Consider the following 24,042-nt stretch of genomic DNA (forward strand, 5'->3'; position numbering starts at 1 on the left):
CCCGTCACAGTTCAGGCCCCATCGAGAAGTGCAGACGAATACCGCCATCGTCATCCAGGGCGTGAGCCAGATCCAGGCGCAACGGTCCCACGGGTGAAACCCAGCGAATGCCGATACCGACACCGGTTTTCAGGCTCGGCAGCTCCAGGGAATTGAATGAGTTGCCCTGATCGACGAACGCCGCCACGCGCCACTTCTCGGCGATCGAGTACTGGTATTCGGCACTGCCGGCAACCATGTAGCGGCCGCCGATCTTGTCGCCATCGGAGTTTTCCGGGGACAGCGACTGATAGTCATAACCGCGCACGCTCTGGTCGCCCCCGGCAAAGAAGCGCAGCGATGGCGGAATCGACTTGTATCCATTGGTGGCGCTGCCGCCAACCTGCACCCGCCCCAGGAACCGATGGTTCTGCGCCACGGTGGTCAGACCCTTGAGCAGAACGGTGCCATGCACCAGGTTGGCGTCCGAGCCCAGGCCCTCTTTGGCCACCTGGGTATCGAACTGCAGGCGATAGCCATGGTGCGGGTCGATCCGGTTGTCGCTGCGCAAATAGGAATAACTGACACCCGGCATCAACAAGGTACTCAAACCGGCGTCGTTACCCAGCCGGTACTCTTCGCGTTGCCATTTCAGGGAAATCACTCGCTCCCAGCCACTGGGCAGCTTGCTGTGCCATTCGGGCCCGACGGTCAACAGCTTGCTGAGGCTGTCGGTGTCGGCGATTTCTTCGTACTGGTAGCCGCCGGCAAAGCGCAGCTTGTCGGTCAAGGGTGGGTCCAGCGGGATGTCGTAGAACAGGCCAACGTTTTGCCGTGGCGCGGACACTTCGGCTTCCGCGCCATAACTGTGGCCTTGTGGGTTGACCCAGTGACGGGTCCAGTTGGCCTTGACCCGCGGGCCGACGTCGGTCGAATAGCCGACCCCCAGGCCCATGGTGCGGGGCTTGCGGGTTTGCAGCTGGACCACGACGGGGATGATCTGCGCTTGCGCCGAGGTCGGTGACGCATCGACCCGTACACCTTCGAAATAGCCACTGGACTGCATCGCCTGATTGAGTTCGGCGATCAGCTCGGAGTCATAGGGGGTGTCCTCCTTGAAGGGCACCATGCGCCGCAGCAGGTCCTCGTCAAACGGCGCGTCGCCACTGAACGTTACTTTGCCTAGCGAATAACGCGGCCCGCTGTCGTAGACCAGCTCGATGTCGGCAACACCGGCGCGCGGATCGATGGAAAGACGTTGGGTGACGAAGCGGCCATTGAAAAAGCCGTAGCGCGCGGCCTGGTTCTGGATCAGTCGCTTGGCATCCTCGTAATGGCCATGGTTGAGCACGGCGCCGGACTTGAGGGCGTCGCCCTTGGGCACGCGGAATGCCTTGAGCTGACTGGCGGGTCCCTCGACGCGCACCACCACGTTGCGCAAGTGCACAGGTTCTCCCGCCTGCACCTTGAGGATCAGGTGCAGATCCTTGTCGGTGCGCTTGACCTCACTGTCGATCTGCGCCTGGTAGTAGCCCAGGGCCTGGGCGGCCTTCTGCGCCTGCTCGATGGCGCCCACGCTGAATCGCTCCAGCGCCTGTTCGTCGCGCTCGCCAAGACTGCCCACGTACCCTTCAATGTTGGATTTGAGCGCTGAGTTGGAAGGTTTGATCCGTACATCCAGCTGCGCATCGGCGAACGCTGCACAGCTGGAGAACATCAGGAGAAAACCACTGGTAAATCGACCGGGAAACTTCATAGGCGCGGATGCTAACACGAGCGGCGGGTACGGCTGGAACCCGCAAGAATGGAGAAGTTTTCCGCGGTCAAGCCATGGAAGCCAATGAAACCTGGGGATTGGGATGAAAAAACACATGCTCCCGGACAGGCCCTACAGCCACCTCGCCGATTTCCTCATAGCCCTGTCGTCTGTAGAACGCCAGGTAGTGGTCATTGCCGGTGTCCAGCACGATGCCCTGGGAATGCTCATCCACCGCGCACCAGTCGTGCAGCGCCTGCAACAGTTGTTCACCGTAGTGCTGGCCCTGAAATTCAGGGTGAACACCAAAAAGCGGCAGCACGTGAACGGCGTCGGACGGCAGACAGGCGAGGACCGCCTGGTAATACTCCAGATAGCGCTGGGTGCAGCGCAGGCCCGTGCTCATGACCATGCGCAACCGCCATGCCCAGCTTTCGGTGATGCCCAGTCGGCGCTGCGGCGGTGCGATCAGGGCCACACCCACCAGACGGTCCTCGACGAACAGCCCCAGCGCTGGCAGATCCTGCAGGAAATGCTGTTTGACCAGCTCGCGAATCGTTGCTCTGACCCGTTGTTCATACCCGGAACGGCCAGACTCGAACAGATAGGCAAAGCTTGGTTCGTGGCGATAGGCGTGGTACAGCAAAGAGCGTGCTTCGCGGGAATAGCCACTGTCCAGCTGACGGATGTCGGCCGATGCATGGGTGGGTTCAGACATGTGATCGTATCCCTTTCGATGACGACCCGACGCAGTCGGACGGGTTCGCGGTGTCAAGCGTTCGAGTAGCAGCGCTCAAGACAGTTCCGGCGAAGTTTCAGGCACTTCTGACAGCGTAGCAGGCACTTCGGCTACCGAGATCGGGCCATGGCGCTGGCCGTCGCCAGACAGGTCAGCTAGCATCGCGGTTTGTTTTTTGCCAGGACTGCCGTCTATGAAAATTGTGTCTTTCAACATCAACGGCCTGCGCGCCCGCCCGCATCAACTGGCGGCGCTGATTGAAAAGCACCAGCCCGACGTCATCGGCTTGCAGGAAACCAAGGTGTCGGACGAGCAGTTTCCCCAGGCCGAGATCGAGGCGCTGGGTTACCACGTCCACTTCCATGGTCAGAAAGGTCACTACGGCGTCGCGCTGCTGTCACGCCAGCCGCCTCTGGACCTGCACAAGGGTTTCGACAGCGACGATGAAGAAGCCCAGAAGCGCTTCATCTGGGGCACGTTCGCCGATCGCAATGGCCTGCCGGTGACGATCATGAACGGCTATTTCCCACAGGGTGAAAGCCGTGATCACCCCACCAAGTTCCCGGCCAAAACCAAGTTCTATGCCGACCTTCAACAGTTGCTGGAAACCCGCTTCAGCAACGACCAGGCGCTGGTGGTCATGGGCGATGTGAACATCTCCCCGGAGGACAGCGACATCGGCATCGGCCCGGACAACGCCAAGCGCTGGCTGAAAACCGGCAAGTGCAGCTTCCTGCCGGAAGAACGCGAATGGCTGGCAAAGCTCAAGAACTGGGGGCTTGTCGACAGCTTCCGCCACCTGTACCCGGAAGTGATCGATCAGTTCAGCTGGTTCGATTATCGCAGCCGTGGTTTCGAAGATGCGCCCAAGCGTGGGCTGCGAATCGATCTGATCATGGCCTCCCATGGCCTGCAACCACGCATCAAGGCAGCAGGTGTGGATTACGATCTGCGCGCGATGGAAAAGCCTTCGGATCACGCGCCGATCTGGCTGGAGTTGAGCTGAACAGCGCTGATACCCGACCCTGTTCAGCAGTCCGGCCTGGCGGCGTTAGCAACCTGACCACCGGCAAGCCGGATCGCTAGAGGCTCATACGCGTCCCGAATCAGTGATGCTCGCTGCGCAGCATCTCCTTGGGGATGTACTTGCCCACCTCGAATTTGCCGATCGCCGCGCGGTGCACTTCGTCCGGGCCATCGGCCAGGCGCAATGTACGCTGCATGGCGTACATGTAAGCCAGCGGGAAATCCCCGGACACCCCCGCTCCGCCGTGAATCTGGATTGCCCGGTCGATGACCCGCAGTGCAACGTTTGGCGCAACCACCTTGATCTGGGCGATTTCGCTTCTGGCGACCTTGTTGCCCACGGTGTCCATCATGTACGCCGCCTTGAGTGTGAGCAGGCGGGCCATGTCGATTTCCATGCGCGAGTCGGCGATCTTGTCGATATTGCCGCCCAGACGCGCCAGTGGCCGGCCAAAGGCGGTGCGCTGCACCGAGCGCTTGCACATCAACTCCAGCGCACGCTCGGCCATGCCGATCGAACGCATGCAATGATGGATGCGCCCAGGCCCCAGACGACCCTGCGCAATTTCAAAGCCGCGCCCTTCTCCCAGCAGCACGTTCTCGTACGGCACCCGCACGTTTTCAAACAGCACTTCGGCATGGCCATGGGGCGCATCGTCATAGCCGAACACCGGCAGTGGACGCACGATCTTCACGCCGGGTGCGTCGGTGGGCACCAGAATCATCGAGTGCTGCTGATGACGGGGCCCGTCCGGATTGCTCAGGCCCATGAAGATCATGATCTTGCAGCGCGGATCGCAGGCACCGGACGTCCACCATTTGCGCCCGTTGATGACCCATTGATCCCCGTCACGTTCGGCACGGGCCGCCATATTGGTCGCGTCCGAAGACGCCACGTCCGGTTCGGTCATGGCGAACGCCGAGCGGATCTCACCGCGCAGCAAGGGTTCGAGCCACTGTTGCTTCTGGCTTTCGCTGGCATACCTGACCAACACCTCCATGTTGCCGGTGTCAGGCGCCGAGCAGTTGAAAGGCTCCGGGCCCAGCAATGAACGGCCCATGATTTCCGCCAGCGGCGCGTATTCCAGGTTGGTCAGGCCGGCGCCCAGTTCGGACTCTGGCAGGAACAGGTTCCACAGGCCTTGCGCCTTGGCCTGAGCCTTGAGCTGCTCCATGATCGCCGTCGGCTGCCAGCGGTCCCCTTCGGCCACCTGGCGTTCGAACACCGGCTCTGCCGGGTACACATAAGTGTCCATGAACGCGGTTACACGCTCGCGCAGTTCCTGGACTTTGGGGGAGTAAGCGAAATCCATGGTCAGCTACCTTCTGATGAGGTTGTTCAGGTCATGGGGCGATGCTAGATGAGCCATCACCATTTATCTAACCTATTCTCGGCGTGTATTAACATTCATAACCGATATATCATCGGCGAATCTCCAAACAACAAGAACAGCACGAGGCGCACAGCAATGAACCTGAGCAAGGTCGATCTCAATCTCTTTATTGTGTTTGACGCCATCTACACCGAAGCCAACTTGACCCGCGCCGGTCAGATCGTCGGCATCACCCAGCCTGCGGTGTCCAATGCCCTTGCCCGGTTGCGCGAAACCTTCAATGATCCGTTGTTCGTGCGCACAGCCCAAGGCATGGTGCCCACGCCCATGGCACAGAACATCATCGGTCCGGTACGCAACGCGCTTTCCCTGCTGCGGGTCTCGGTTCAGGAAAGCCGGATCTTCAACCCGCTGCAGGCGAACAAGAACTACCGTATCAGCATGACCGACCTCACCGAGGCGATCATCCTGCCTGCGTTGTTCCAGCGTCTGCGGCGCCTGGCACCGGCGGTAACCATCGAGAGCTTTTTGTCCAAACGTCGGGAAACCACCAAGGAACTGGCGGCTGGACGGCTGGACTTTGCCGTCGACGCGCCGCTGAACACCGACCCGCAAGTGCGTCATGTCAAGTTGATGGAAGACAAGTACGTGTGTGCCATGCGCAAAGGCCACCCGCTGGCGAGCCGGCAGGCGCTGAGCCTGGATGACTACCTGTCGGTGGCCCATATCCACATCTCCAGTCGTCGCAGTGGCTTGGGCTATGTCGACCTGGCACTGGGCAAGATGGGCATCCAGCGCAAGGTTGCCCTGCGCTCGCAGCACTATCTGATGGCCTCTCAGGTGCTGCACCAGACCGACATGGTCATGACGGTGCCCGAGCGCTTTGCCCGTCGCAACGACCTGCATTTCGTTCACTTGCCGGTCAACGATGTACCGACGGTTGAAACGCACCTGTATTGGCACGAGAGCACCGATCAGGATCCGGCCAACCGCTGGATGCGCGAGCAGATCATCGAGTTGTGTCAGCTGGTAGCGGCGCAGGAACGCAAACTCGGCAAAGAACTTGAAGACGCAGTTAAATAGTTAATAATCAAATGGTTACGCTATACATCTCGTGCTAATTCAAGATGGTCTTGATGTCATTTCTAGAACAGGTTTCTGCTGTCACAGCCTGGCCTGCTGGCGCCTGCACCTTATAAATCACCGATGCCAGCGAGCCGAAACCTTGCGGCTTTGGCCTCGCATCAATACCCGCTGATGCCGCAACCACCTTGACGTTTACGTCAAGGTCGCCGTACGTTAGCGCGACGCTTACCTCGTTCGAGCCCTCCATGAGCAATCTGACCTACAGCATTTCCGATCTGGCCCGCGAGCTGGATATCACCACGCGCACCATCCGTTTTTATGAAGAACAAGGCATGATCAGCCCTGAGCGGCGAGGCCTTGAGCGCATTTATACGGCCCGGGACAAGGTGACGCTGAAGCTGATTCTGCGCGGCAAACGCATCGGTTTCTCCCTGGCCGAATGCCGCGATCTGATTGGCCTTTACGACTCGTCCGGGGACAATCAGAAGCAGCTCACCACGATGCTGGCGAAGATTACCGAACGCCGTGCGCAGCTGGATCAGCAGTTACTGGACATCCAGCAAATGCAGCTGGAGCTGGACACCGCCGAAGAGCGTTGCCGAGCGGCGTTGGTTCATGCTGATAAATAACAATAGGTTACGACAACAACTCAAAGTCAATTCTTCAAGGAAGCACCTGCCATGCCCCTCCCGCAACGTGTACGTCTGGTAGAAGTCGGCCCCCGCGATGGCCTGCAGAACGAAGCCCGGCCGATCAGCGTGGCCGACAAGGTTCGCCTGGTAGACGATTTGACCGGCGCAGGCCTTGATTACATCGAAGTCGGAAGTTTCGTATCGCCAAAGTGGGTTCCGCAAATGGCAGGCTCGGCTGAGGTCTTCGCCGGGATCCAGCGCGCGACGGATGTCACCTACGCGGCGCTTGCGCCGAACCTGCGCGGGTTTGAAGACGCTTTGGCGGCGGGTGTAAAGGAGGTCGCGGTTTTCGCCTCTGCCTCCGAGGCGTTTTCCCAGCGCAATATCAATTGCTCGATCAGCGAGAGCCTGGACCGCTTTCTGCCAATCATGGAGGCGGCGCGCTTGCACGGCATCAAGGTGCGCGGGTACGTGTCCTGCGTGCTGGGTTGCCCGTATGAAGGGGTCGTTGCGCCAAAGCAAGTGGCCGAGGTGGCCAATGAGTTGATTGCCTTGGGCTGTTACGAAGTGTCTCTGGGCGACACCATCGGCACCGGCACGCCGGGAGCGACGCGCGAGTTGTTCGACATCGTCGCCGGGCAAATCCCGCGAAGCAAACTCGCCGGCCACTTCCACGACACCTACGGCCAGGCGCTGGCCAACATTTATGCCAGCCTGCTGGAAGGCATTCAGGTGTTCGACAGCTCGGTCGCAGGCCTGGGTGGCTGCCCTTACGCGAAGGGCGCCACCGGCAATGTCGCCACCGAGGACGTGCTGTACATGCTCAACGGCCTGGGCATTGATACCGGTATTGACCTGGACAAGTTGATCGCCGCCGGGCAACGGATCAGTGACGTGGTGGGCCGTGCCAACGGTTCGCGTGTGGCCAAGGCACGTCTGTCGGGCTGATGTGCGACAACTTGTCACACAGTGTTACCCTGCCGGGCATTGAAGCGATGGAAACGGGTAACACGGAAACACCTGGTCACCCTTTCAGCGACAGGCTGACCGCAGGTTTCTCCACAAACCCCCGGATTTCGGGGGTTTCGCAAAGTTGGCATGGCTTCTGCTATCTCTTACGTACAACAAAAATAACAAATTGCAGCAAACCAATAAAAACAAGACGTATCGGCTCTGACATAACAAGAACAACACGCACAGAGGCGTAGCTAACAGATTTTTTTGGAGTGGATCGCTTTGTGAGGCGCAGGCCTCTCGACCGGGCAGAGAACAATAAAACTACCCTCAGGTAGCTCCCGACCAGGTTGGATCGCAAGATCGAAGCAGCATCAGCGCTCAAAAAAATACGTTTGCTCTTGACCCCGGATGGGGGTCGCTCAAAACAGCATGAAAAGGTATGGCTACCAAAAACAACAACAGGCCACCTCAAAATAAAAAAGAGCATGCAACTGAAAAACTTGGAGGGGAGCCTTGGCTCCCCTTCGTGCTGTCTGGCGTCTGGAAAAACTCCCTTCTATTGAATCCCCCGCTGCCCCAAGGCCCCGGGAACCCGGCTGGCCGCCCATCTGGCGGGCACCGCCGGTAAATCCTGTCGATGGAGCCAGACGGCTGCAATCCAGTCGTCGTGGCTGGCTGCCGGTCCCCGGCGGATCGCCGGCAAGCTCGCCCCACTGCCTGCGGGCAGAATCTCCATCCCCTCCCTTATCACCGTTGACATTCCTACCTATGCAGGTTTACGTTAACGTAAAGGTGATGCAAGATATTGCCATCCGACCGCCCTCCAAAAACAATAAGGGAACGCAGGCTCATGAACTATCCCACCCTCAATTTCGGTCTCGGCGAGACTATCGACATGCTGCGCGATCAGGTGCAGGCGTTTGTCGCGGCAGAGATCGCGCCACGGGCTGCACAGATCGATCAGGACAACCTGTTCCCCGCCGACATGTGGCGCAAATTCGGTGAAATGGGCCTGCTGGGAATCACCGTCGATGAGCAGTACGGCGGCGCCGGGATGGGTTATCTGGCGCACGTGGTGGCGATGGAAGAAATCAGCCGCGGCTCGGCCTCCGTGGCGTTGTCCTACGGTGCGCACTCCAACCTGTGCGTCAACCAGATCAATCGCAATGGCAACGCCGAGCAGAAAGCCCGCTACCTGCCAAGGCTGATCAGCGGCGAGCACATCGGCGCGCTGGCCATGAGCGAACCCAATGCCGGTTCCGATGTGGTGTCGATGAAGCTGCGCGCCGACAGACGCGGCGACCGCTACGTGCTCAACGGCAGCAAGACCTGGATCACCAACGGTCCGGACGCCCATACCTATGTGATCTACGCCAAGACCGATCTGGAAAAGGGCGCTCACGGCATCAGCGCCTTCATTGTCGAGCGTGACTGGAAGGGTTTTTCCCGTGGCAGCAAGTTCGACAAGCTGGGCATGCGCGGCTCAAACACCTGCGAGCTGTTTTTCGACGACGTCGAAGTCCCGCAAGAGAACCTGCTCGGCGCGCTCAATGGCGGCGTGAAGGTGCTGATGAGCGGGCTGGATTACGAGCGGGTCGTGCTCTCCGGCGGGCCCACCGGGATCATGCAGGCCTGTCTGGACGTCGTGCTGCCTTACATCCACGACCGCAAGCAGTTCGGTCAGAGCATCGGCGAGTTCCAGTTGATCCAGGGCAAGGTTGCCGACATGTACACCCAACTCAATGCCAGCCGCGCCTACCTGTACGCCGTGGCACAGGCCTGCGAGCGCGGCGAAACCACGCGCAAGGATGCTGCGGGGGTGATCCTCTACAGCGCCGAGCGCGCGACCCAGATGGCACTCGACGCCATTCAGATTCTCGGCGGCAACGGCTACATCAACGAATTTCCCGCAGGCCGCCTGTTGCGTGACGCCAAGCTCTATGAAATCGGCGCCGGAACCAGTGAGATCCGTCGCATGCTGATCGGTCGCGAGCTGTTCAATGAAACCAGGTGAAGCAGCGGCAAGCGTCAAACGACAAGCCGCACGTAACGACACAGCATCCGGGCCACAGTCTGGTTGCCTTGCGACTGATGGAGTAGGTTTTCATGGCCATTCTGCACACTAAGCTCAACACTCGCGCAGCCGACTTCCTGGGTAACAGCGAAGCCTTGCGCAGACAGGTCGACGACTTGCACACCCTGCTGGCCAAGGTTCATCAGGGTGGCGGCGCCAAAGCGCAGGAGCGCCACACCTCACGGGGCAAGCTGCTGCCCCGCGAGCGCATCAACTGCCTGCTCGACAGCGGCTCCCCCTTTCTTGAAATCAGCCAGCTGGCCGCCCACCAGGTATACGGCGAAGACGTCCCGGCTGCCGGCATGATCGCCGGTATCGGCCGGGTCGAAGGCGTGGAATGCATGATCATCGCCAACGATGCCACGGTCAAAGGCGGCTCGTACTATCCGTTGACGGTCAAGAAACACCTGCGCGCCCAGACCATCGCCCAGCAGAATCGTCTGCCGTGTATTTATCTGGTGGACTCGGGCGGCGCCAACCTGCCGCGCCAGGATGAAGTGTTCCCGGATCGCGAGCATTTCGGACGCATCTTCTTTAATCAGGCGAACATGAGCGCCGAGGGCATCCCGCAGATCGCCGTGGTCATGGGCTCTTGCACCGCTGGCGGCGCCTATGTGCCGGCCATGGCCGACGAGGCGATCATGGTCCGTCAGCAAGCGACGATCTTTCTCGCCGGCCCGCCGCTGGTGAAAGCGGCAACCGGCGAGGTGGTCAGCGCCGAAGACCTGGGCGGTGCCGATGTGCACTGCAAGATCTCCGGCGTGGCGGATCACTACGCCGACAGCGACGATCATGCGCTGGCACTGGCGCGACGCAGCGTCGCCAATCTCAACTGGCGCAAACAGGGTCAGTTGCAGACTCGCCAGCCGGTGGCGCCGCTATATCCCGGTGAAGAGCTGTACGGCGTGATCTGCGCCGATCCCAAGCAGCCTTTCGACGTACGCGAGGTCATTGCACGGCTGGTCGACGGCTCGGTATTCGATGAATTCAAGGCGTTGTTCGGCACCACGCTGGTGTGCGGTTTCGCACACTTGAATGGCTATCCGATCGCGATCCTGGCCAATAACGGCATCCTCTTCGCCGAGGCCGCGCAAAAAGGCGCGCACTTCATCGAACTGGCGTGCCAGCGCGGGATACCGCTGCTGTTCTTGCAGAACATCACCGGTTTCATGGTCGGCCAGAAATATGAGGCCGGCGGCATCGCCAAACATGGCGCCAAGCTGGTGACCGCGGTTGCCTGCGCCAGGGTGCCGAAGTTTACCGTGATCATCGGCGGCAGCTTCGGTGCCGGCAACTACGGCATGTGCGGGCGCGCCTACGATCCGCGGTTCCTGTGGATGTGGCCCAACGCGCGGATTGGCGTGATGGGTGGCGAGCAAGCCGCCGGCGTCCTGGCTCAGGTCAAGCGCGAGCAGGCAGAGCGCAGCGGCCAGGTGTTCAGCGCCGAGCAGGAAAGCGCGCTCAAGCAGCCGATTCTCGACCAGTACGAACACCAGGGTCACCCCTACTACTCCAGCGCCCGGCTGTGGGATGACGGTGTGATCGACCCGGCACAGACCCGCGACATCCTCGCCCTGGCGATCAGCGCTGCGCTCAATGCCCCTATCGAACAGACCCGCTTCGGCGTGTTCCGGATGTGACCGAGGATTGACCATGACCGATTTCGACACCCTTGAGCTTGAACGTGACCCCCGCGGGTTTGCCACGCTGTGGCTCAATCGTCCGGAAAAGAACAACGCCTTCAATGCGCGGATGATTCGTGAGCTGATCATCGCCCTGCAGCAGGTCCAGAGCGATACAGGCCTGCGGTTCCTGCTGCTGCGGGCACGGGGCAAGCACTTCAGTGCCGGCGCCGACCTGGCCTGGATGCAAGAGTCGGCCAATCTGGACTACCAGACCAATCTGGGCGACGCCCACGAACTGGGCGAGCTGATGTACACCCTGGCCAGGCTCAAACTGCCATCGCTGGCGGTGGTGCAAGGCGCAGCCTATGGCGGTGCGCTTGGCCTGATCAGTTGCTGCGACATGGCGCTCGGCACCGATGACGCACAGTTCTGCCTTTCGGAGGTCAGGATTGGCCTGGCGCCAGCGGTAATCAGCCCGTTCGTGATCCAGGCCATCGGTATCCGTCACACCCGTCGCTATGCCCTGACGGCTGAACGCTTCGACGGCCTGCGGGCCCGGGAAATCGGTCTGCTGGCCGAATCCTGCCCGGCCTCCGAGCTGGAGCGCCGGGTGCAGCACTGGGTCGACAACCTGTTGCTCAATAGCCCCCAGGCCATGCGCGTGAGCAAGGATCTGCTGAGGGAGGTCGCAGATGGCGAGCTGACCCCTGCCGTGCGCCGCTATTGCGAAAACGCGATCGCCCGGATCCGCGTCAGCCCCGAGGGTCAGGAAGGCCTGCGCGCCTTCCTCGAAAAACGCGAGCCGAGCTGGCGCGACGATAACAACAAGAATGGAGAATCACGTTGATGAGCGGCCCGAACAACACCGCCTTGCGTTCCGTGCTCGTCGCCAACCGTGGCGAGATCGCCTGTCGGGTGATGCGCACGGCCAAGGCCATGGGATTGACCACGATTGCCGTCCACAGCGCGACCGATCACAACGCCCGCCACGTGCGCGAGGCCGACATTGCGGTTGATCTGGGTGGCAGCAAGGCTGCGGACAGCTATCTGCAGATCGACAAGCTGATCGCCGCGGCCATAAGCAGCGGCGCCGACGCGATTCATCCGGGCTACGGTTTTCTCTCGGAAAACGCAGGTTTTGCCCGTGCAGTGGCGCAGGCGGGGCTGATTTTCCTCGGACCGCCCGCCTCGGCCATTGACGCCATGGGTAGCAAGTCAGCCGCCAAGTCGCTGATGGAAACCGCCGGGGTGCCGCTGGTGCCGGGGTATCACGGCGAGGCCCAGGACGCGGCGACCTTCCGGGAGGCCGCTGCGCGCATCGGCTATCCGGTCCTGCTCAAGGCAGCAGCGGGTGGCGGCGGCAAGGGCATGAAGGTGGTCGAACGCGACGAGGACCTGGCGCAATCGCTGGCCTCGGCGCAACGCGAGGCACAGTCGTCCTTCGGCGACTCACGCATGTTGGTCGAGAAATACGTTCTTGAGCCGCGCCATGTCGAGATCCAGGTGTTCGCCGACCAGCACGGTCACTGCCTGTATCTGAACGAACGTGACTGCTCGATTCAGCGCCGCCACCAGAAAGTGGTCGAGGAAGCCCCGGCCCCTGGCTTGAGTCTGGAGCTGCGACGGGCCATGGGCGAAGCGGCCGTGCGGGCAGCTCAGGCAATCGGTTACGTCGGTGCCGGCACCGTCGAGTTTCTCCTCGACGCCCGTGGCGAGTTCTTTTTCATGGAAATGAATACGCGCCTGCAGGTCGAGCATCCGGTCACCGAGGCAATCACCGGGCTGGATCTGGTGGCCTGGCAGATTCGCGTGGCTCAGGGCCAGGCGTTGCCGATCACCCAGGAGCAAGTGCCGCTCAACGGCCATGCGATCGAGGTGCGGCTGTACGCCGAGGATCCGGCCAACGAATTTCTGCCCGCCACCGGCACGCTCGAGGTCTATCGCGAGTCAGCGCCAGGTCCGGGACGCCGCGTCGACAGCGGCGTGACCGAGGGCGACGAGGTATCGCCGTTCTACGACCCGATGCTGGGCAAGCTGATCGCCTGGGGCGAAGACCGTGAACAGGCGCGTCTGCGGCTGCTGGCCATGCTCGATGAATTTGCCATCGGCGGCGTGCGCACCAACCTTGCTTTCCTGCGCCGGATCATCGCCCATCCGGCATTTGCCGACGCCCGGCTGGATACCGGCTTCATTGGCCGCCATCAGGCCGACCTGTTGCCGCCTGTCGAGGCGTTGTCCGAGGCATTCTGGCAAGTGGCAGGGCAAGGCTTCTGGCAGAGCACCCCGACGATGGTGCGCGACGACGACTCACAATCGCCGTGGTCAAGCGCGGGCGGGCTGCGTCTGGGGTTGCCGAGCGAGGTGGATCTGCAGCTTACCTGTGCCGGTGAAAGTCGCACTGTTCGTCTGCGCGGCGCCGAGCAGCCGGACATCCGACTGCACGGTGAACAGCTTCTGATCGAGGAAGCCGGAGTGCGGCGTCAGACCGTGGCGATTCGGCGCGACCAGACCCTGTACCTGCGTTGGGCGGGCGACCTGCATTCGGTCAAGCGCGTTGATCCGATCGCTGCGGTGCAGACCAGCCACGCCCATCAGGGCGGCCTCAGCGCCCCCATGAACGGCAGCATCGTGCGGGTATTGGTCGAGGTTGGCCAGCCAGTGGAAGCCGGCACGCCGCTGGTGGTGCTTGAAGCGATGAAGATGGAGCACAGCATCCGCGCCAACCATGCAGGTACGGTTGCAGCGCTGTATTGCGCCGAAGGCGAGATGGTCAGTGAGGGAATGGTATTGGTGGAGTTGAAGGAATGACGCCACCGGTAGGAGTGAGCTTGCTCGCGATTTGCAGTGTCAGACAGTGTTGCGCCGGCTGACCAGGCGCAATCGCGAGCGAGCTCACGGCTACAGTGGATTTACGTTAGCTACATGGAAACCCCAACAAGAAGGGTGTGAGGATCAAGCATCCCCACACCCTTCTTCATTTAAGCCGCCACCTCGTACAACTTCGGCAGCTCCACTTCCCCGCTGACCAGGCTCTGACGCATCCGCCCAGCCTGCAGCGCCGCCGCTTTCATCGCGCTTTCCTTCACATGGCCGTAACCGCGAATGCGCTCCGGCAAGCGCGCCAGACTCAGCGCCGTGTGGCGATTACCGGCAGTCAGGTGCGACATGATCAGCTCGATGTCGGCCACATAACTGTCGATCAGCTCCCGCTCCTGACGACGCTCCAGGCTGCGACCGAACGGATCGAATGGCGTGCCGCGCAGGAATTTGAACTTCGCCAGCACATCGAACGCCTTGAGCATCCACGGGCCGAAACTGCGTTTGCGCGGGACACCGCTGTTGGGGTCGCGCTTGGCCAGCCAGGACGGTGCCAGGTGGAACTGCAACCGGTAATCGCCTTCGAACTGCGCTTGCAACTGGCGGCTGAACTCGCCATTGCTGTACAGCCGAGCGACTTCGTACTCATCCTTGTAGGCCAGCAGCTTGAAGTAGTTGAACGCCACCGCTTCGGTCAATGCCAACGGCTGACCGGGGAATAAACGGGTTTCGGCGTCGCGAACCTTGTACACCAGCGCCAGATAACGCTCGCCGTAAGCGGCGTTCTGGTACTCGCCCAGGGTCTTCACATGCGTGGCCAGGCGCTGTTCCAGAGTCAGCTCCTGCGGTTGCGCAGCCACTGCCTGAGGATTGGCTGCCGCTTGCACAGCCGCCAGATCGAACGCCGCGCGGCGTCCCCAGAGAAAGGCCTGCTGATTCAGATTGACCGCGACGCCGTTGAGCTCGATGGCCTTTTCAATGGCCGCCGAGGTCAATGGGATCAAGCCCATCTGGAACGCATAGCCGAGCATGAACAGGTTGCTGGCAATGCTGTCACCCATCAGGCGGGTCGCCAGGTCAGTGGCCTGGATGAAATGCGTCTTGTGATCGCCGACCGCCTCGCGAATGGTCTGCATCATCGCCTCGGCCGGGAATTCCGCGTCCGGATTGCGGGTGAACTCGGCCGTCGGGGTTTGCTGGCTGTTGACCACGGCATACGAGCGGGCGCTGTTGAGCTTGGCAATCGCATCGGGGCCGGAAGACACCAGCAGGTCGCAGCCCAGCAACAGGTGCGCCTCACCGGCGGCAATACGCACCGCGAACAGATCCTGCTGGCGAGCAGCGATGCGAATGTGGCTGACCACGGGGCCGAATTTCTGCGCCAGACCGGCTTGATCAAGCACGCTGCAGCCCTTGCCTTCAAGATTCGCCGCGTAGCCCAGCATGGCGCCAACGGTGGTCACGCCGGTACCGCCCACACCGGGTAGCAGGATGTTGTATGGCTGATCCAGGCCGGGCAAGGTTGGCTCTGGCAACAGGGCAAATGTCTGGTTCTGCTTGGGCAGCTGTGGCTTGCGCAGTTTGCCGCCATGCACTGTGACGAAGCTTGGACAGAAGCCCTCGACACAGCTGAAGTCCTTGTTGCAGGCGTTCTGGTCGATTTCACGCTTGCGCCCTTCTGCGGTTTCCTTGGGCAGAATCGACAGGCAGCCGGACTTCACCCCGCAATCGCCGCAACCTTCACACACGGCCGGGTTGATGATCGCGCGTTGATCCAGGTCCAGCAGGGTCCCGCGTTTGCGCCGGCGGCGCTTTTCGGTGGCGCAGGTCTGATCGTAGATGATCACCGACACGCCTTTGAACTCGCGCAGTTCGCGCTGCACGCTGTCCAGGTCGCGACGGTGATGGAAGGTGGTGATCGGCGCGAACTGCTCGCGGCTCGGATATTTCTCAGGCTCGTCGGAAACCAGCGCAATGCGCATCACGCCTTCGTTGAACACCTGGCGGCTGAGCTGATCGACCCGCAGGATGCCGTCGATAGGCTGCCCGCCGGTCATGGCCACCGCATCGTTGTAGAGGATCTTGTAGGTGATGTTGACCTTGGACGCCACTGCAGCGCGCAGCGCCAAGTGCCCCGAGTGAAAATAGGTACCGTCGCCCAGATTCTGGAACACGTGAGGGGTTTGGGTGAACGGCGCCTGACCGATCCAGGTCACGCCCTCGCCGCCCATCTGGGTAAAGGTCTCGGTTTCGCGGTCCATCCAGATGGTCATGTAGTGACAGCCGATACCGGCCAGCGCGCGACTGCCTTCGGGCACTCGGGTCGAGGTGTTGTGCGGGCAGCCGGAACAGAAATGCGGGGTGCGCTGGGTGTTGAACAGCGGGGCCGCCAGGGCCTGTTCCTTGTCTTGCAGGAACTGCAGGCGGGCGTCGATCCTGGCGCTGCTGTAGATCGGGGCCAGGCGTTTGGCGATGACGCGGGCAATCATCGCCGGGGTCAACTCTGCCAAGTTCGGCAGCAAAGAGCGGCCTTCCTCGTCGAACTCACCGACTACCCGTGGCCGTCGTTCCACCGGCCAGTTGTACAGTTGGCCGGTCAGCTGATCCTCGATCACGCTGCGTTTTTCCTCGACCACCAGAATCTCGTCCAGGCCTTCGGCGAAGTCATGCACCGACACCGGCTCCAGCGGCCAGCTCATGCCGACCTTGAGCACCCGGATGCCGACCGATGCGCACAGTTGCTCGTCGATTCCCAGTTCTTCCAGGGCCTGGCGCACGTCCAGATACGATTTACCGGTGGTGATGATGCCCAGGCGCGGCTGGGGCGAGTCGATCACCACCTTGTTCAGTTGGTTGGCGCGGGCAAAGGCGCGCGCGGCGTAGATCTTGTAGGTGTTCAGGCGTGCTTCCTGGGCCAGCGGCGGATCCGGCCAGCGAATGTGCAGGCCGTCCTCGGGCAGCTGGAAGTCGTCAGGGATTTGCGTCTTGATACGCAGCGGATCGACTTCGACCACGGCTGAGGAGTCGACGTTTTCGGCAATGGTTTTCATCGCCACCCAGCAACCGCTGTAGCGCGACAGCTCCCAGCCGATGATGCCGTAGTCGAGCAATTCCTGGACGTTGCTGGGGTTGAGCACCGGGATCATCGAGGCGATGAAGGCGTGCTCGCTCTGATGGGCGATGGTCGAAGATTTGCAGCCATGATCGTCGCCCGCCAGGATCAATACGCCGCCGTTCTCAGCCACGCCTGCCGAGTTGCCGTGCTTGAACACGTCCCCGCAGCGATCCACGCCCGGCCCCTTGCCGTACCAAAGGGCGAACACCCCGTCGTATTTGCCGTGGGGAAACAGGTTGACCTGCTGACTGCCCCAGACCGCGGTGGCCGCCAACTCTTCGTTGACCCCGGGCTGAAAATGAATGGCGTTCTGCTGGAGGTAATCCTTGGCGTCCCACAGGCTCTTGTCCAGATTGCCCAGGGGCGAGCCACGGTAACCGGAGATGAAACCGGCGGTATTGAGGCCGCGCGCTTCATCGCGCTGTTTCTGCAGCATCGGCAGGCGGGTCAACGCCTGAGTGCCGGTGAGATACAGGTTGCCGGTTGCGAGTCGGTATTTATCGTCCAGACGAATATCAGCCAAAGACATTCAGGCACTCCTTTGTTTTTATTAGTGCGTTTTGAATGTGGCGAGCAGCAACCTCGCAGGCCTCATGAGCCATCGGCCGGCTGCTCGGTGGCCGGGACGGTGGACCCGGCGCTCACAGGCCAAATAGTGCCTGTACGGCGCAGGCTTTTTCTTTCTAAATGTGCGCGAATCTGCTCATATCGTGCATGCCTGTTTCATTTAGATAATAAAAAAGGGTCAATTCATGCAGGTCAAGCTTAGCCCCATCGATCGCAAAATCCTTCGCCTGCTGCAACACGATGCCGACCTCTCGGCCGCCGAGATCGCCGAGCGGGTGGAGCTGTCGCAATCGCCATGCTGGCGCCGGATCAATCGGCTGCAAGAGGAAGGCGTGATCGAGCGCAAGGTCGCCCTGCTCAACCCGGCCAAGCTGGGGCTGACCATGACGGTGTTCGTCGACGTCAAGCTGTCCGGCCATGGTCGGCGCTACCTGGCCGAATTCGAAGAGGCGATCATCGGCTACCCCGAAGTGCTGGAGTGCTACACGATGGCCGGCGACATGGACTTCATGCTCAAGGTGGTGGTGCAGGACATCGCCAGTTACGAGCGGTTTCTGCGTGACCAACTGCTGCAGAGCCCGCACGTCCAGGAAGCGCATTCGAACATTGCCATGAGCGTGGTCAAGCGTACGACCGAGTTGCCTATTGAATAGCAAATGCTCGGCGCTCGTGTCGCCGTCCGGCTTGCTGGCGCTTGCGCAATGTCTGCACTGAATGCGTTGCTGACACACCCCTGCCGCCGGCGTTCCGGGCTGCTACAGGGATGGGCGTGGATTGAGGATGTTTCGGTCACGCGGACATTATTTTCAGCAGAATGCGAAAAAACATTTGACGTGCAAATGATAATGATTATTATTGAGCGCAACCGGTCGAGAGACCGGTTGGTAACCCCGCAAGCCTTAGGTCGGCTTCGGGATTATCTCCTCATCAGGCTAATCACGGTTTTTGACCCGGCTTTTTGCCGGGTCTTTTTTTTTTGCCCTTTAAGGGTCTGGTTCGGTCGGGTGTTGCTTCTTCAGGCTAATGAAGAGGGGTCGAATCGTGGTCCCGATTCGCAATGGCGCGCATGATAGCAAAACAGAACCGACCGCTGAACCGCCGACGTGGTCAAAAACGACATATTTGCTAAAAAAGCCGAATAAAACGACGCCACGCTTGAGAATAGTTCTCATAAGCACTAGCATCGAGCGGCATCACGGACGATGCCCCCACTCCTTCCCAGAGGACGACCACGGATGACCAGCGAGTGAACCGTCATGACCCGCTCACCTCGACCCTTGTGCTGCCGACAGGGCAGCCACATCTCCCCGTCAGCCAGGAAACCGATGCCTACCGTCGGCGCATCCAGAAACTGCCGCGCAGGACACAACAGGTTTTCCTGCTAAGCCGCCTTGACCGACTCACCTACAACGACATCGCCCGACTCCTGGATCTGGACATCGACACGGTCGAGCGCTGCATGGTCCGCCTGCTGGATCAATGCAGTGATGAAACGGCCCAGGGTCCGTCCCTCGATGCCACCAGCCTGCAAGCGCGGCGCTGGTACGTACATCTGCAGAGCCCCCAGGCCACCGCCAGTCAACGCATCGAATTTCGTCACTGGCTCGATGCAGACCACCAGCATCTGAGCGCCTTCGAAGACACCGAGCGGCTGTGGCGTCAGCTGCAAGCGCCGGCCGCCATTCTTGGCGCCAGCGGCTGGCACCGCCGCAAGCGCCGGGTCTATATGGGCTGGTTGCTGTTGACCGCGTTGCTGTGCAGCCTGCTGGTCACCGCAGAAGCGTTTTCCTGAAAACCCCTGGCGCGCCACGGCGTCTGGATCGAGGGCGCCGGGATGACCCAAAGACAGAACAATCTGTCGCTGCCAGCCATGCCGATCGGTGTAAAGTACCTGCCATAACAGCCCAGCGTGATCGTCCGGCCCGCCGCGATTGTCACCCGATGGCGTCGAGTTGGCACTAACGTACCCAGGACTTTTCCGTGATTCAGACCGCCCTTAGCATCTCCTCTGATTTCGACAGCGGCAATATTGTCGTGCTCGATGCAAGCAACCCGCAGAACGTGCAACTGGCAATCCGCCCGGACACCCGCAGCCCGCACTTTCAGTGGTTTCATTTCAAGGTGGAGGGCATGCAGGTCGGCCAGCCCCACGCGTTCAGCCTTGGCAACGCCAGCGAGTCGAGCTACAACCGCGCCTGGACCGGCTACAACGCCGCCGCCTCCTACGATCAGAAAACCTGGTTCCGCGTTCCGAGCGACTTCGATGGCAAGGCGCTGAACTTCAAACTCTCGCCGCAACAGCCGCAGATCTGGTTCGCCTATTTCGAGCCCTACAGCCGCGAGCGTCATGAGCAATTGATCGAACAGGCGCTGAACCAGGGCGGCACCGAGCTGCTGGCCACCGGCAAAAGTGTCGAAGGCCGCGACATCCCGTTGCTGCGCAAGGGTGATGGCGCACCGGGCAAGCGCAAGATCTGGATCATCGCCCAGCAGCACCCCGGCGAGCACATGGCCGAATGGTTCATGGAGGGGGTGATCGAACGCCTGCAGGAAAACGATCCGCAGTTGCAAGCCCTGCTCGCCGCTGCCGACCTGTACCTGGTGCCGCACATGAACCCGGACGGCTCCTTTCACGGCCACCTGCGCACCAACGCACAGGGCAAGGACCTGAACCGCGCATGGCAGGACGCGACACCGGAGTTGAGCCCGGAAGTGTTCTTCGTCAAGCAGCAGATGGAAAAATACGGCGTAGACCTGTTTCTCGACGTCCACGGAGACGAAGAAATTCCCTATGTGTTCACCGCCGCCTGTGAAGGCAATCCCGGCTACAGCGACAAGCAAAAAGAGCTGGAAGCTGATTTCCGTGCACGCCTGAGCGGTCTGACCCGTGACTTCCAGACGCGCTACGGGTATCCCCGGTCCGCGCCGGGCAAAGCCAACATGAACCTGGCCTGCAACAGCGTCGGCGAACGCTACCAGTGCCTGTCGCTGACCCTGGAAATGCCGTTCAAGGACAACGACGACGCTCCGGATGTCGTCACCGGCTGGTCTGGCAAGCGTTCCATGCAGCTGGCGCGGGACGTGTTGACGGTCATGGGGCAGATGGTCGCGGTACTGCGCTGAGCAGCAGCCCAGACCTCCCTGTAGCAGTCCGGCTTGCCAGCGGTAGCAAGTTTGATTACCCCGCCGCCGGTCAGCCGGTCAGCCGGTCAGCCGGTCAGCCGGTCAGCCGGACCGCTACAGACAGCCCGACGTCAGCCCCTGGGTTCATTTGCCCCGCAACATGCTGTCGAGCACCTCATCGCGCCTCACCCATCCGTGGAACAACGCCGCCGCCAGGTGCATGAGGATGGTCAGGAAAAACAGATACGCCAGATAACGATGGGCCTTGCGCAAAAAAGCGAAGGTCTCGGCGTGTGCCGCGACGATCGAAGGCAGACGTATCGAGCTGCCGAGCATGACCGGGTCCCCCGCAGCTGAAATCATCGCCCAGCCAATCAGTGGCATGGCCAGCATCAGCGCGTACAACAGGTAATGCGATAGCTTCGCGGCCAGCTTCTGTACTTCCGGCAGATCGGCGGGTAGCGGCGGCGTGCGGGTGGTCAAGCGCACGATCAAACGCACGATGACCAGCAGCAGGATGGCGATGCCCAAGGGTTTGTGCAGGTTGAGCAGCCATTCGTGGCGTTCGGACACCGAAGCCACCATGCCGGCGCCGATAAACAACATGGCAATGATCATCAGTGCCATCAGCCAATGCAGCGCGCGGGCCAATGGAGCGAAATGCCGAGTGGGTGCAGTCATGGCTGTTTCTCCTGGGAAGGCGCGGCGGTCAGTTGATCGACTTCGCTGGTGCGACGCATGTATGACGCCGCATAGGCTGCCGAACGTGCAGCCAGCAGCGGGTCGTCGGAGCCTTCGATGCCGCTGGGCAATATCAGCGGGTCGTAATTGATGTCGCGGCAGTCGCCATTGAGTTGCGAGCTGTCGCTGTCCACCACAAGGGTCCCGGCATTGATCGTCTTGTGCTCGCCGGTCCAGGCTTTGGACGCATCATTGGTCGGGTCCTGGGCGTTGGCCAGGGTCAGCAGCAGGCTCCAGCGCTGCGGGCCGCTGGCGAGTTTTTCGTTCAAGTCCTGTTGCAGGTAATCCTTGCTGTCCGGTGCCCAGGCTTGTCCTGTCGCTGCGGGTACCAGGCTCCAGCGCACGGCCTGGCGCTTGCCGTCGGCGTTGACCAGCACGAAGGCGTTGATGCTGTTGTAGGTTTCAGTGACGAAGCTGGCAGACGGTCTGGCGGTCTTGACCCAGGCCAGGAACGGCTGGGTTTCAGGGTGCGCGGCGAAGAATGCAGGCGGCTTGGCCGGATCAGGCTTGCCGGTGTTCGGGTCTGGCGCGGTAGCCTTTTGCAGGTCGATGAACGCCTGTGGAGTGCCGACCGGGAACACCGGCATGCTGTTCATCCCGCTGCGCCACTGTTGGCCGTTGGGCTGAGTGAACTGCACGGCGAAACTGCGGATCGGCGCCGCACTGTCCGGGGAGTACGGGTTGCCGGTGGGCAGCGCCAGTCGGCCGATCACAGGGGTGCGGCCGCTGCCGAAGACCTGCGCCCTGGAAAGCGCCGATGCCGCGCCATTGCTTTCGAAATACCCCGCCACGCAGATGCCCTTGGGGTGATTGCGGCGATAGCCGGGGTGTACACCGTTGCTGCGCTCGAACACGTCGACTACCCGCGCCGGCGTCAGACGCTGCGGGTCGAATGTGCCATTGACGTAGGCAAAAGCGCTGGCGGCAATCACCACCACCAGGCCGATACCGGCCAGGCGCAGCAATGTTGCCGAAGTGCTCAGTGGCGGTTTACGCGGGTATGGCGGCTCACGGTCAATCATCGGTCACTCTCCGGGCCTTGGGCCTCTATGAACAGGTGCTGATAAGCAAGTGGTACGGTGGGACGCGTGCGCTGCCGGTTTATTCCACAGCCCATGTTTATTTGGATTGCGATGGAATAACTTGCATCGACGTGCGTCTCTCTGGTCACACGATCTGAAGCGATCCCGCTGATCGACCTGGAATCCCTGCGATGAATGATGTCGACGATCAATTACGAGAGTTGCTGCCGCGGATGCGTCGGTTCGCCGTGTCGCTGACCCGCGACCCCAGCAGTGCCGATGATCTGGTGCAGGCGAGCCTGGAGAAAGCCTTGTCTGCCTGGAGCCGCAAACGGCCCGAGGGTGACCTGCGCGCCTGGTTGTTCTCCATTCTTTATAGGCAATTTCTCGACGCCCATCGACGTTCGCGCCGATACAGCCGCATGCTTGAGCTGTTCACCGGCGGCAAGGAAGACCATTACGAGCCCTCGGTGGAACGCACCGTCGTGGCCCAGACCACCCTGCAAGCGTTCGAAAGGCTGAACACCGAACAGCGCGCCTTGCTACTGATGGTGTCGGTCGAAGGCTTGAGTTACAACGAAGTGGCGCAGATCCTCGAGGTCCCCATGGGCACTGTCATGTCCCGCCTGTCGCGCGCCCGTCAAGCCTTGCGCCTGCTCAGCGAAGGCGAAATCACCACCCCTGCCCTGCGGATACTGAAATGATCACCTTGCCCCCCAGTGAACGTGACTTGCACGCCTACGTCGACGGTCAGCTCAGCGATGCCGATCGGCAGACCCTGGAAACCTGTCTTGCGACCAACCCGGAACTGTCCAGGCAGGTGCTGGCCTGGCAGCTGGATGCGCAGAACCTGCGCGCAGGCCTCAGCGGTGAGCTGCACCGCCCGGTGAATCCGCAGCTGGATCCGGCGTTCATTCGCCAGCGCCTGCGCGGTAGCCGCACCCGCCATTATGCAACCGCAGCAGTCCTGCTGATTGCCGTGAGTGTCGGCGGCCTGAGCGGCTGGCAGGCTCGGGAGATGACCCTCACCGGCAACGCCGCGCCTATGGCCGACGCGGTGCAGGCGTATCGCATGTTTGCGGTCAACGACAGCATGGCCAGCGACTGGAACACCGATCAACCGAGCAATGTGCAGGTCTGGCTGGACAAGAACTTTGCCCAGGCCAATCGCCTGCCGGATCTGCAATCAGCCGGATTCAAGCCGGTCAGCGGTCGCCTGAGCAGTACCGAACAGGGCGCAGCGGCGATGGTGGTGTACAAGGATGCCGACGGGCGCACGTTGAGTTTCTACATCCGTCCACCGGCCGAACGTAATCACCCGCTGCCCCGCGGCAGCCGCCGTGACGGCGAGCTGCAAGCCGATTACTGGTCCGGCGGTGGCTACAACTATGCGGTGGTCGGTCCGGCGGACGACCCTGCGGCCAAAGCGGCGCGCCAGGCGCTGTAGCT

The 24,042-nt window shown here is 61.4% G+C and carries 20 protein-coding genes; 14 read left to right on the forward strand and 6 right to left on the reverse strand.

Going from position 1 to position 24,042, the window contains the following annotated elements; genetic code table 11:
- Nucleotides 1-4: 4 nt before the first annotated feature.
- Both ACI2KS_RS18995 and ACI2KS_RS19000 read right to left on the reverse strand, forming a co-directional pair.
- Nucleotides 5-1,735, reverse strand: a complete 1,731-nt coding sequence (locus ACI2KS_RS18995; RefSeq protein ID WP_404622533.1) for an autotransporter assembly complex family protein — start codon at nucleotides 1,733-1,735, stop codon at nucleotides 5-7.
- Between the two features lie 67 nt (nucleotides 1,736-1,802).
- A complete protein-coding gene (locus ACI2KS_RS19000; RefSeq protein WP_404622534.1) occupies nucleotides 1,803-2,453 on the reverse strand; it encodes a GNAT family N-acetyltransferase in 651 nt (216 codons plus the stop codon).
- A gap of 214 nt (nucleotides 2,454-2,667) precedes the next feature.
- Between ACI2KS_RS19000 and xthA the strand changes: the two genes are divergently transcribed.
- Nucleotides 2,668-3,480, forward strand: a complete 813-nt coding sequence (gene xthA / locus ACI2KS_RS19005) for an exodeoxyribonuclease III (RefSeq protein WP_404622535.1) — start codon at nucleotides 2,668-2,670, stop codon at nucleotides 3,478-3,480.
- 100 nt (nucleotides 3,481-3,580) lie between these two features.
- Here xthA and ACI2KS_RS19010 read toward each other — a convergent pair whose 3' ends face one another.
- Nucleotides 3,581-4,813, reverse strand: a complete 1,233-nt coding sequence (locus ACI2KS_RS19010; RefSeq protein WP_404622536.1) for an acyl-CoA dehydrogenase — start codon at nucleotides 4,811-4,813, stop codon at nucleotides 3,581-3,583.
- Between the two features lie 156 nt (nucleotides 4,814-4,969).
- Between ACI2KS_RS19010 and ACI2KS_RS19015 the strand changes: the two genes are divergently transcribed.
- The 7 genes from ACI2KS_RS19015 (at nucleotide 4,970) to ACI2KS_RS19045 (ending at nucleotide 14,016) form a co-directional block, all read left to right on the forward strand.
- Entirely contained in the window at nucleotides 4,970-5,917 is a 948-nt protein-coding gene (locus ACI2KS_RS19015; RefSeq protein WP_404622537.1) for a LysR family transcriptional regulator, read from the forward strand.
- A 248-nt stretch (nucleotides 5,918-6,165) separates the two neighbouring features.
- Nucleotides 6,166-6,549: a MerR family DNA-binding transcriptional regulator gene (locus ACI2KS_RS19020; RefSeq protein WP_404622538.1), complete on the forward strand. Its 384-nt coding sequence runs from the start codon at nucleotides 6,166-6,168 to the stop codon at nucleotides 6,547-6,549.
- Nucleotides 6,550-6,600: 51 nt separating this feature from the next.
- Nucleotides 6,601-7,500 (forward strand): hydroxymethylglutaryl-CoA lyase, encoded by a 900-nt coding sequence (locus ACI2KS_RS19025; protein ID WP_404622539.1) that lies wholly within the window; start codon nucleotides 6,601-6,603, stop codon nucleotides 7,498-7,500.
- An 859-nt stretch (nucleotides 7,501-8,359) separates the two neighbouring features.
- Nucleotides 8,360-9,523 carry an isovaleryl-CoA dehydrogenase gene (locus ACI2KS_RS19030; RefSeq protein ID WP_404622540.1) on the forward strand — a complete coding sequence of 388 codons (1,164 nt, stop codon included), beginning with the start codon at nucleotides 8,360-8,362 and terminating at the stop codon, nucleotides 9,521-9,523.
- Between the two features lie 92 nt (nucleotides 9,524-9,615).
- On the forward strand, nucleotides 9,616-11,223 hold the full coding sequence (locus tag ACI2KS_RS19035; RefSeq protein WP_404622541.1) for a carboxyl transferase domain-containing protein: 1,608 nt from the start codon (nucleotides 9,616-9,618) through the stop codon (nucleotides 11,221-11,223).
- A 13-nt stretch (nucleotides 11,224-11,236) separates the two neighbouring features.
- A complete protein-coding gene (locus tag ACI2KS_RS19040) occupies nucleotides 11,237-12,055 on the forward strand; it encodes a gamma-carboxygeranoyl-CoA hydratase (RefSeq protein ID WP_404622542.1) in 819 nt (272 codons plus the stop codon).
- Nucleotides 12,055-14,016, forward strand: a complete 1,962-nt coding sequence (locus ACI2KS_RS19045) for an acetyl-CoA carboxylase biotin carboxylase subunit (protein ID WP_404622543.1) — start codon at nucleotides 12,055-12,057, stop codon at nucleotides 14,014-14,016. Before ACI2KS_RS19040 ends, ACI2KS_RS19045 begins: the two co-directional genes overlap by 1 nt.
- 170 nt (nucleotides 14,017-14,186) lie before the next feature.
- On the opposite strand, the gene ACI2KS_RS19050 is transcribed toward ACI2KS_RS19045, so the two are convergent.
- A complete protein-coding gene (locus ACI2KS_RS19050) occupies nucleotides 14,187-17,669 on the reverse strand; it encodes an indolepyruvate ferredoxin oxidoreductase family protein (protein ID WP_404622544.1) in 3,483 nt (1,160 codons plus the stop codon).
- Nucleotides 17,670-17,892: 223 nt separating this feature from the next.
- Here ACI2KS_RS19050 and ACI2KS_RS19055 point away from each other — a divergent pair, with 223 nt between their 5' ends.
- From ACI2KS_RS19055 to ACI2KS_RS19070, 4 genes are all read left to right on the forward strand, one after another.
- The gene (locus ACI2KS_RS19055) at nucleotides 17,893-18,360 is read left to right on the forward strand and encodes an Lrp/AsnC family transcriptional regulator (RefSeq protein WP_404622545.1); all 468 of its coding nucleotides are present in this window, start codon (nucleotides 17,893-17,895) and stop codon (nucleotides 18,358-18,360) included.
- Nucleotides 18,361-18,408: 48 nt separating this feature from the next.
- A complete protein-coding gene (locus ACI2KS_RS19060) occupies nucleotides 18,409-18,777 on the forward strand; it encodes a hypothetical protein (RefSeq protein WP_404622546.1) in 369 nt (122 codons plus the stop codon).
- A gap of 176 nt (nucleotides 18,778-18,953) precedes the next feature.
- Entirely contained in the window at nucleotides 18,954-19,499 is a 546-nt protein-coding gene (locus tag ACI2KS_RS19065; RefSeq protein ID WP_404622547.1) for a DUF4880 domain-containing protein, read from the forward strand.
- Nucleotides 19,500-19,690: 191 nt separating this feature from the next.
- Nucleotides 19,691-20,830: a M14-type cytosolic carboxypeptidase gene (locus tag ACI2KS_RS19070; protein WP_404622757.1), complete on the forward strand. Its 1,140-nt coding sequence runs from the start codon at nucleotides 19,691-19,693 to the stop codon at nucleotides 20,828-20,830.
- Between the two features lie 144 nt (nucleotides 20,831-20,974).
- Here ACI2KS_RS19070 and ACI2KS_RS19075 read toward each other — a convergent pair whose 3' ends face one another.
- Complete coding sequence (locus tag ACI2KS_RS19075) at nucleotides 20,975-21,511, reverse strand: cytochrome b (RefSeq protein ID WP_404622548.1); 537 nt, start codon at nucleotides 21,509-21,511, stop codon at nucleotides 20,975-20,977.
- A complete protein-coding gene (locus tag ACI2KS_RS19080; protein ID WP_404622549.1) occupies nucleotides 21,508-22,593 on the reverse strand; it encodes a catalase family peroxidase in 1,086 nt (361 codons plus the stop codon). The genes ACI2KS_RS19075 and ACI2KS_RS19080 overlap by 4 nt, the downstream gene beginning before the upstream one ends.
- A 191-nt stretch (nucleotides 22,594-22,784) precedes the next feature.
- Here ACI2KS_RS19080 and ACI2KS_RS19085 point away from each other — a divergent pair, with 191 nt between their 5' ends.
- Nucleotides 22,785-23,297 (forward strand): sigma-70 family RNA polymerase sigma factor, encoded by a 513-nt coding sequence (locus tag ACI2KS_RS19085; protein WP_404622550.1) that lies wholly within the window; start codon nucleotides 22,785-22,787, stop codon nucleotides 23,295-23,297.
- Nucleotides 23,294-24,040, forward strand: coding sequence for an anti-sigma factor family protein (locus tag ACI2KS_RS19090; RefSeq protein WP_404622551.1), 747 nt, complete (start codon nucleotides 23,294-23,296; stop codon nucleotides 24,038-24,040). Before ACI2KS_RS19085 ends, ACI2KS_RS19090 begins: the two co-directional genes overlap by 4 nt.
- The last annotated feature ends 2 nt before the right edge of the window (nucleotides 24,041-24,042 follow it).

The sequence above is a fragment of the Pseudomonas sp. NPDC087358 genome (assembly GCF_044900785.1).
GTDB lineage: Bacteria > Pseudomonadota > Gammaproteobacteria > Pseudomonadales > Pseudomonadaceae > Aquipseudomonas.

Excerpts from the sequence above, each read along its gene's own strand:
- ACI2KS_RS18995 (WP_404622533.1), bottom strand. The coding sequence starts at position 1,735 with ATGAAGTTTCCCGGTCGATTTACCAGTGGTTTTCTCCTGATGTTCTCC.
- ACI2KS_RS19000 (WP_404622534.1), bottom strand. The coding sequence starts at position 2,453 with ATGTCTGAACCCACCCATGCATCGGCCGACATCCGTCAGCTGGACAGT.
- xthA (WP_404622535.1), top strand. The coding sequence starts at position 2,668 with ATGAAAATTGTGTCTTTCAACATCAACGGCCTGCGCGCCCGCCCGCAT.
- ACI2KS_RS19010 (WP_404622536.1), bottom strand. The coding sequence starts at position 4,813 with ATGGATTTCGCTTACTCCCCCAAAGTCCAGGAACTGCGCGAGCGTGTA.
- ACI2KS_RS19015 (WP_404622537.1), top strand. The coding sequence starts at position 4,970 with ATGAACCTGAGCAAGGTCGATCTCAATCTCTTTATTGTGTTTGACGCC.
- ACI2KS_RS19020 (WP_404622538.1), top strand. The coding sequence starts at position 6,166 with ATGAGCAATCTGACCTACAGCATTTCCGATCTGGCCCGCGAGCTGGAT.
- ACI2KS_RS19025 (WP_404622539.1), top strand. The coding sequence starts at position 6,601 with ATGCCCCTCCCGCAACGTGTACGTCTGGTAGAAGTCGGCCCCCGCGAT.
- ACI2KS_RS19030 (WP_404622540.1), top strand. The coding sequence starts at position 8,360 with ATGAACTATCCCACCCTCAATTTCGGTCTCGGCGAGACTATCGACATG.
- ACI2KS_RS19035 (WP_404622541.1), top strand. The coding sequence starts at position 9,616 with ATGGCCATTCTGCACACTAAGCTCAACACTCGCGCAGCCGACTTCCTG.
- ACI2KS_RS19040 (WP_404622542.1), top strand. The coding sequence starts at position 11,237 with ATGACCGATTTCGACACCCTTGAGCTTGAACGTGACCCCCGCGGGTTT.
- ACI2KS_RS19045 (WP_404622543.1), top strand. The coding sequence starts at position 12,055 with ATGAGCGGCCCGAACAACACCGCCTTGCGTTCCGTGCTCGTCGCCAAC.
- ACI2KS_RS19050 (WP_404622544.1), bottom strand. The coding sequence starts at position 17,669 with ATGTCTTTGGCTGATATTCGTCTGGACGATAAATACCGACTCGCAACC.
- ACI2KS_RS19055 (WP_404622545.1), top strand. The coding sequence starts at position 17,893 with ATGCAGGTCAAGCTTAGCCCCATCGATCGCAAAATCCTTCGCCTGCTG.
- ACI2KS_RS19060 (WP_404622546.1), top strand. The coding sequence starts at position 18,409 with ATGTCTGCACTGAATGCGTTGCTGACACACCCCTGCCGCCGGCGTTCC.
- ACI2KS_RS19075 (WP_404622548.1), bottom strand. The coding sequence starts at position 21,511 with ATGACTGCACCCACTCGGCATTTCGCTCCATTGGCCCGCGCGCTGCAT.
- ACI2KS_RS19080 (WP_404622549.1), bottom strand. The coding sequence starts at position 22,593 with ATGATTGACCGTGAGCCGCCATACCCGCGTAAACCGCCACTGAGCACT.
- ACI2KS_RS19085 (WP_404622550.1), top strand. The coding sequence starts at position 22,785 with ATGAATGATGTCGACGATCAATTACGAGAGTTGCTGCCGCGGATGCGT.
- ACI2KS_RS19090 (WP_404622551.1), top strand. The coding sequence starts at position 23,294 with ATGATCACCTTGCCCCCCAGTGAACGTGACTTGCACGCCTACGTCGAC.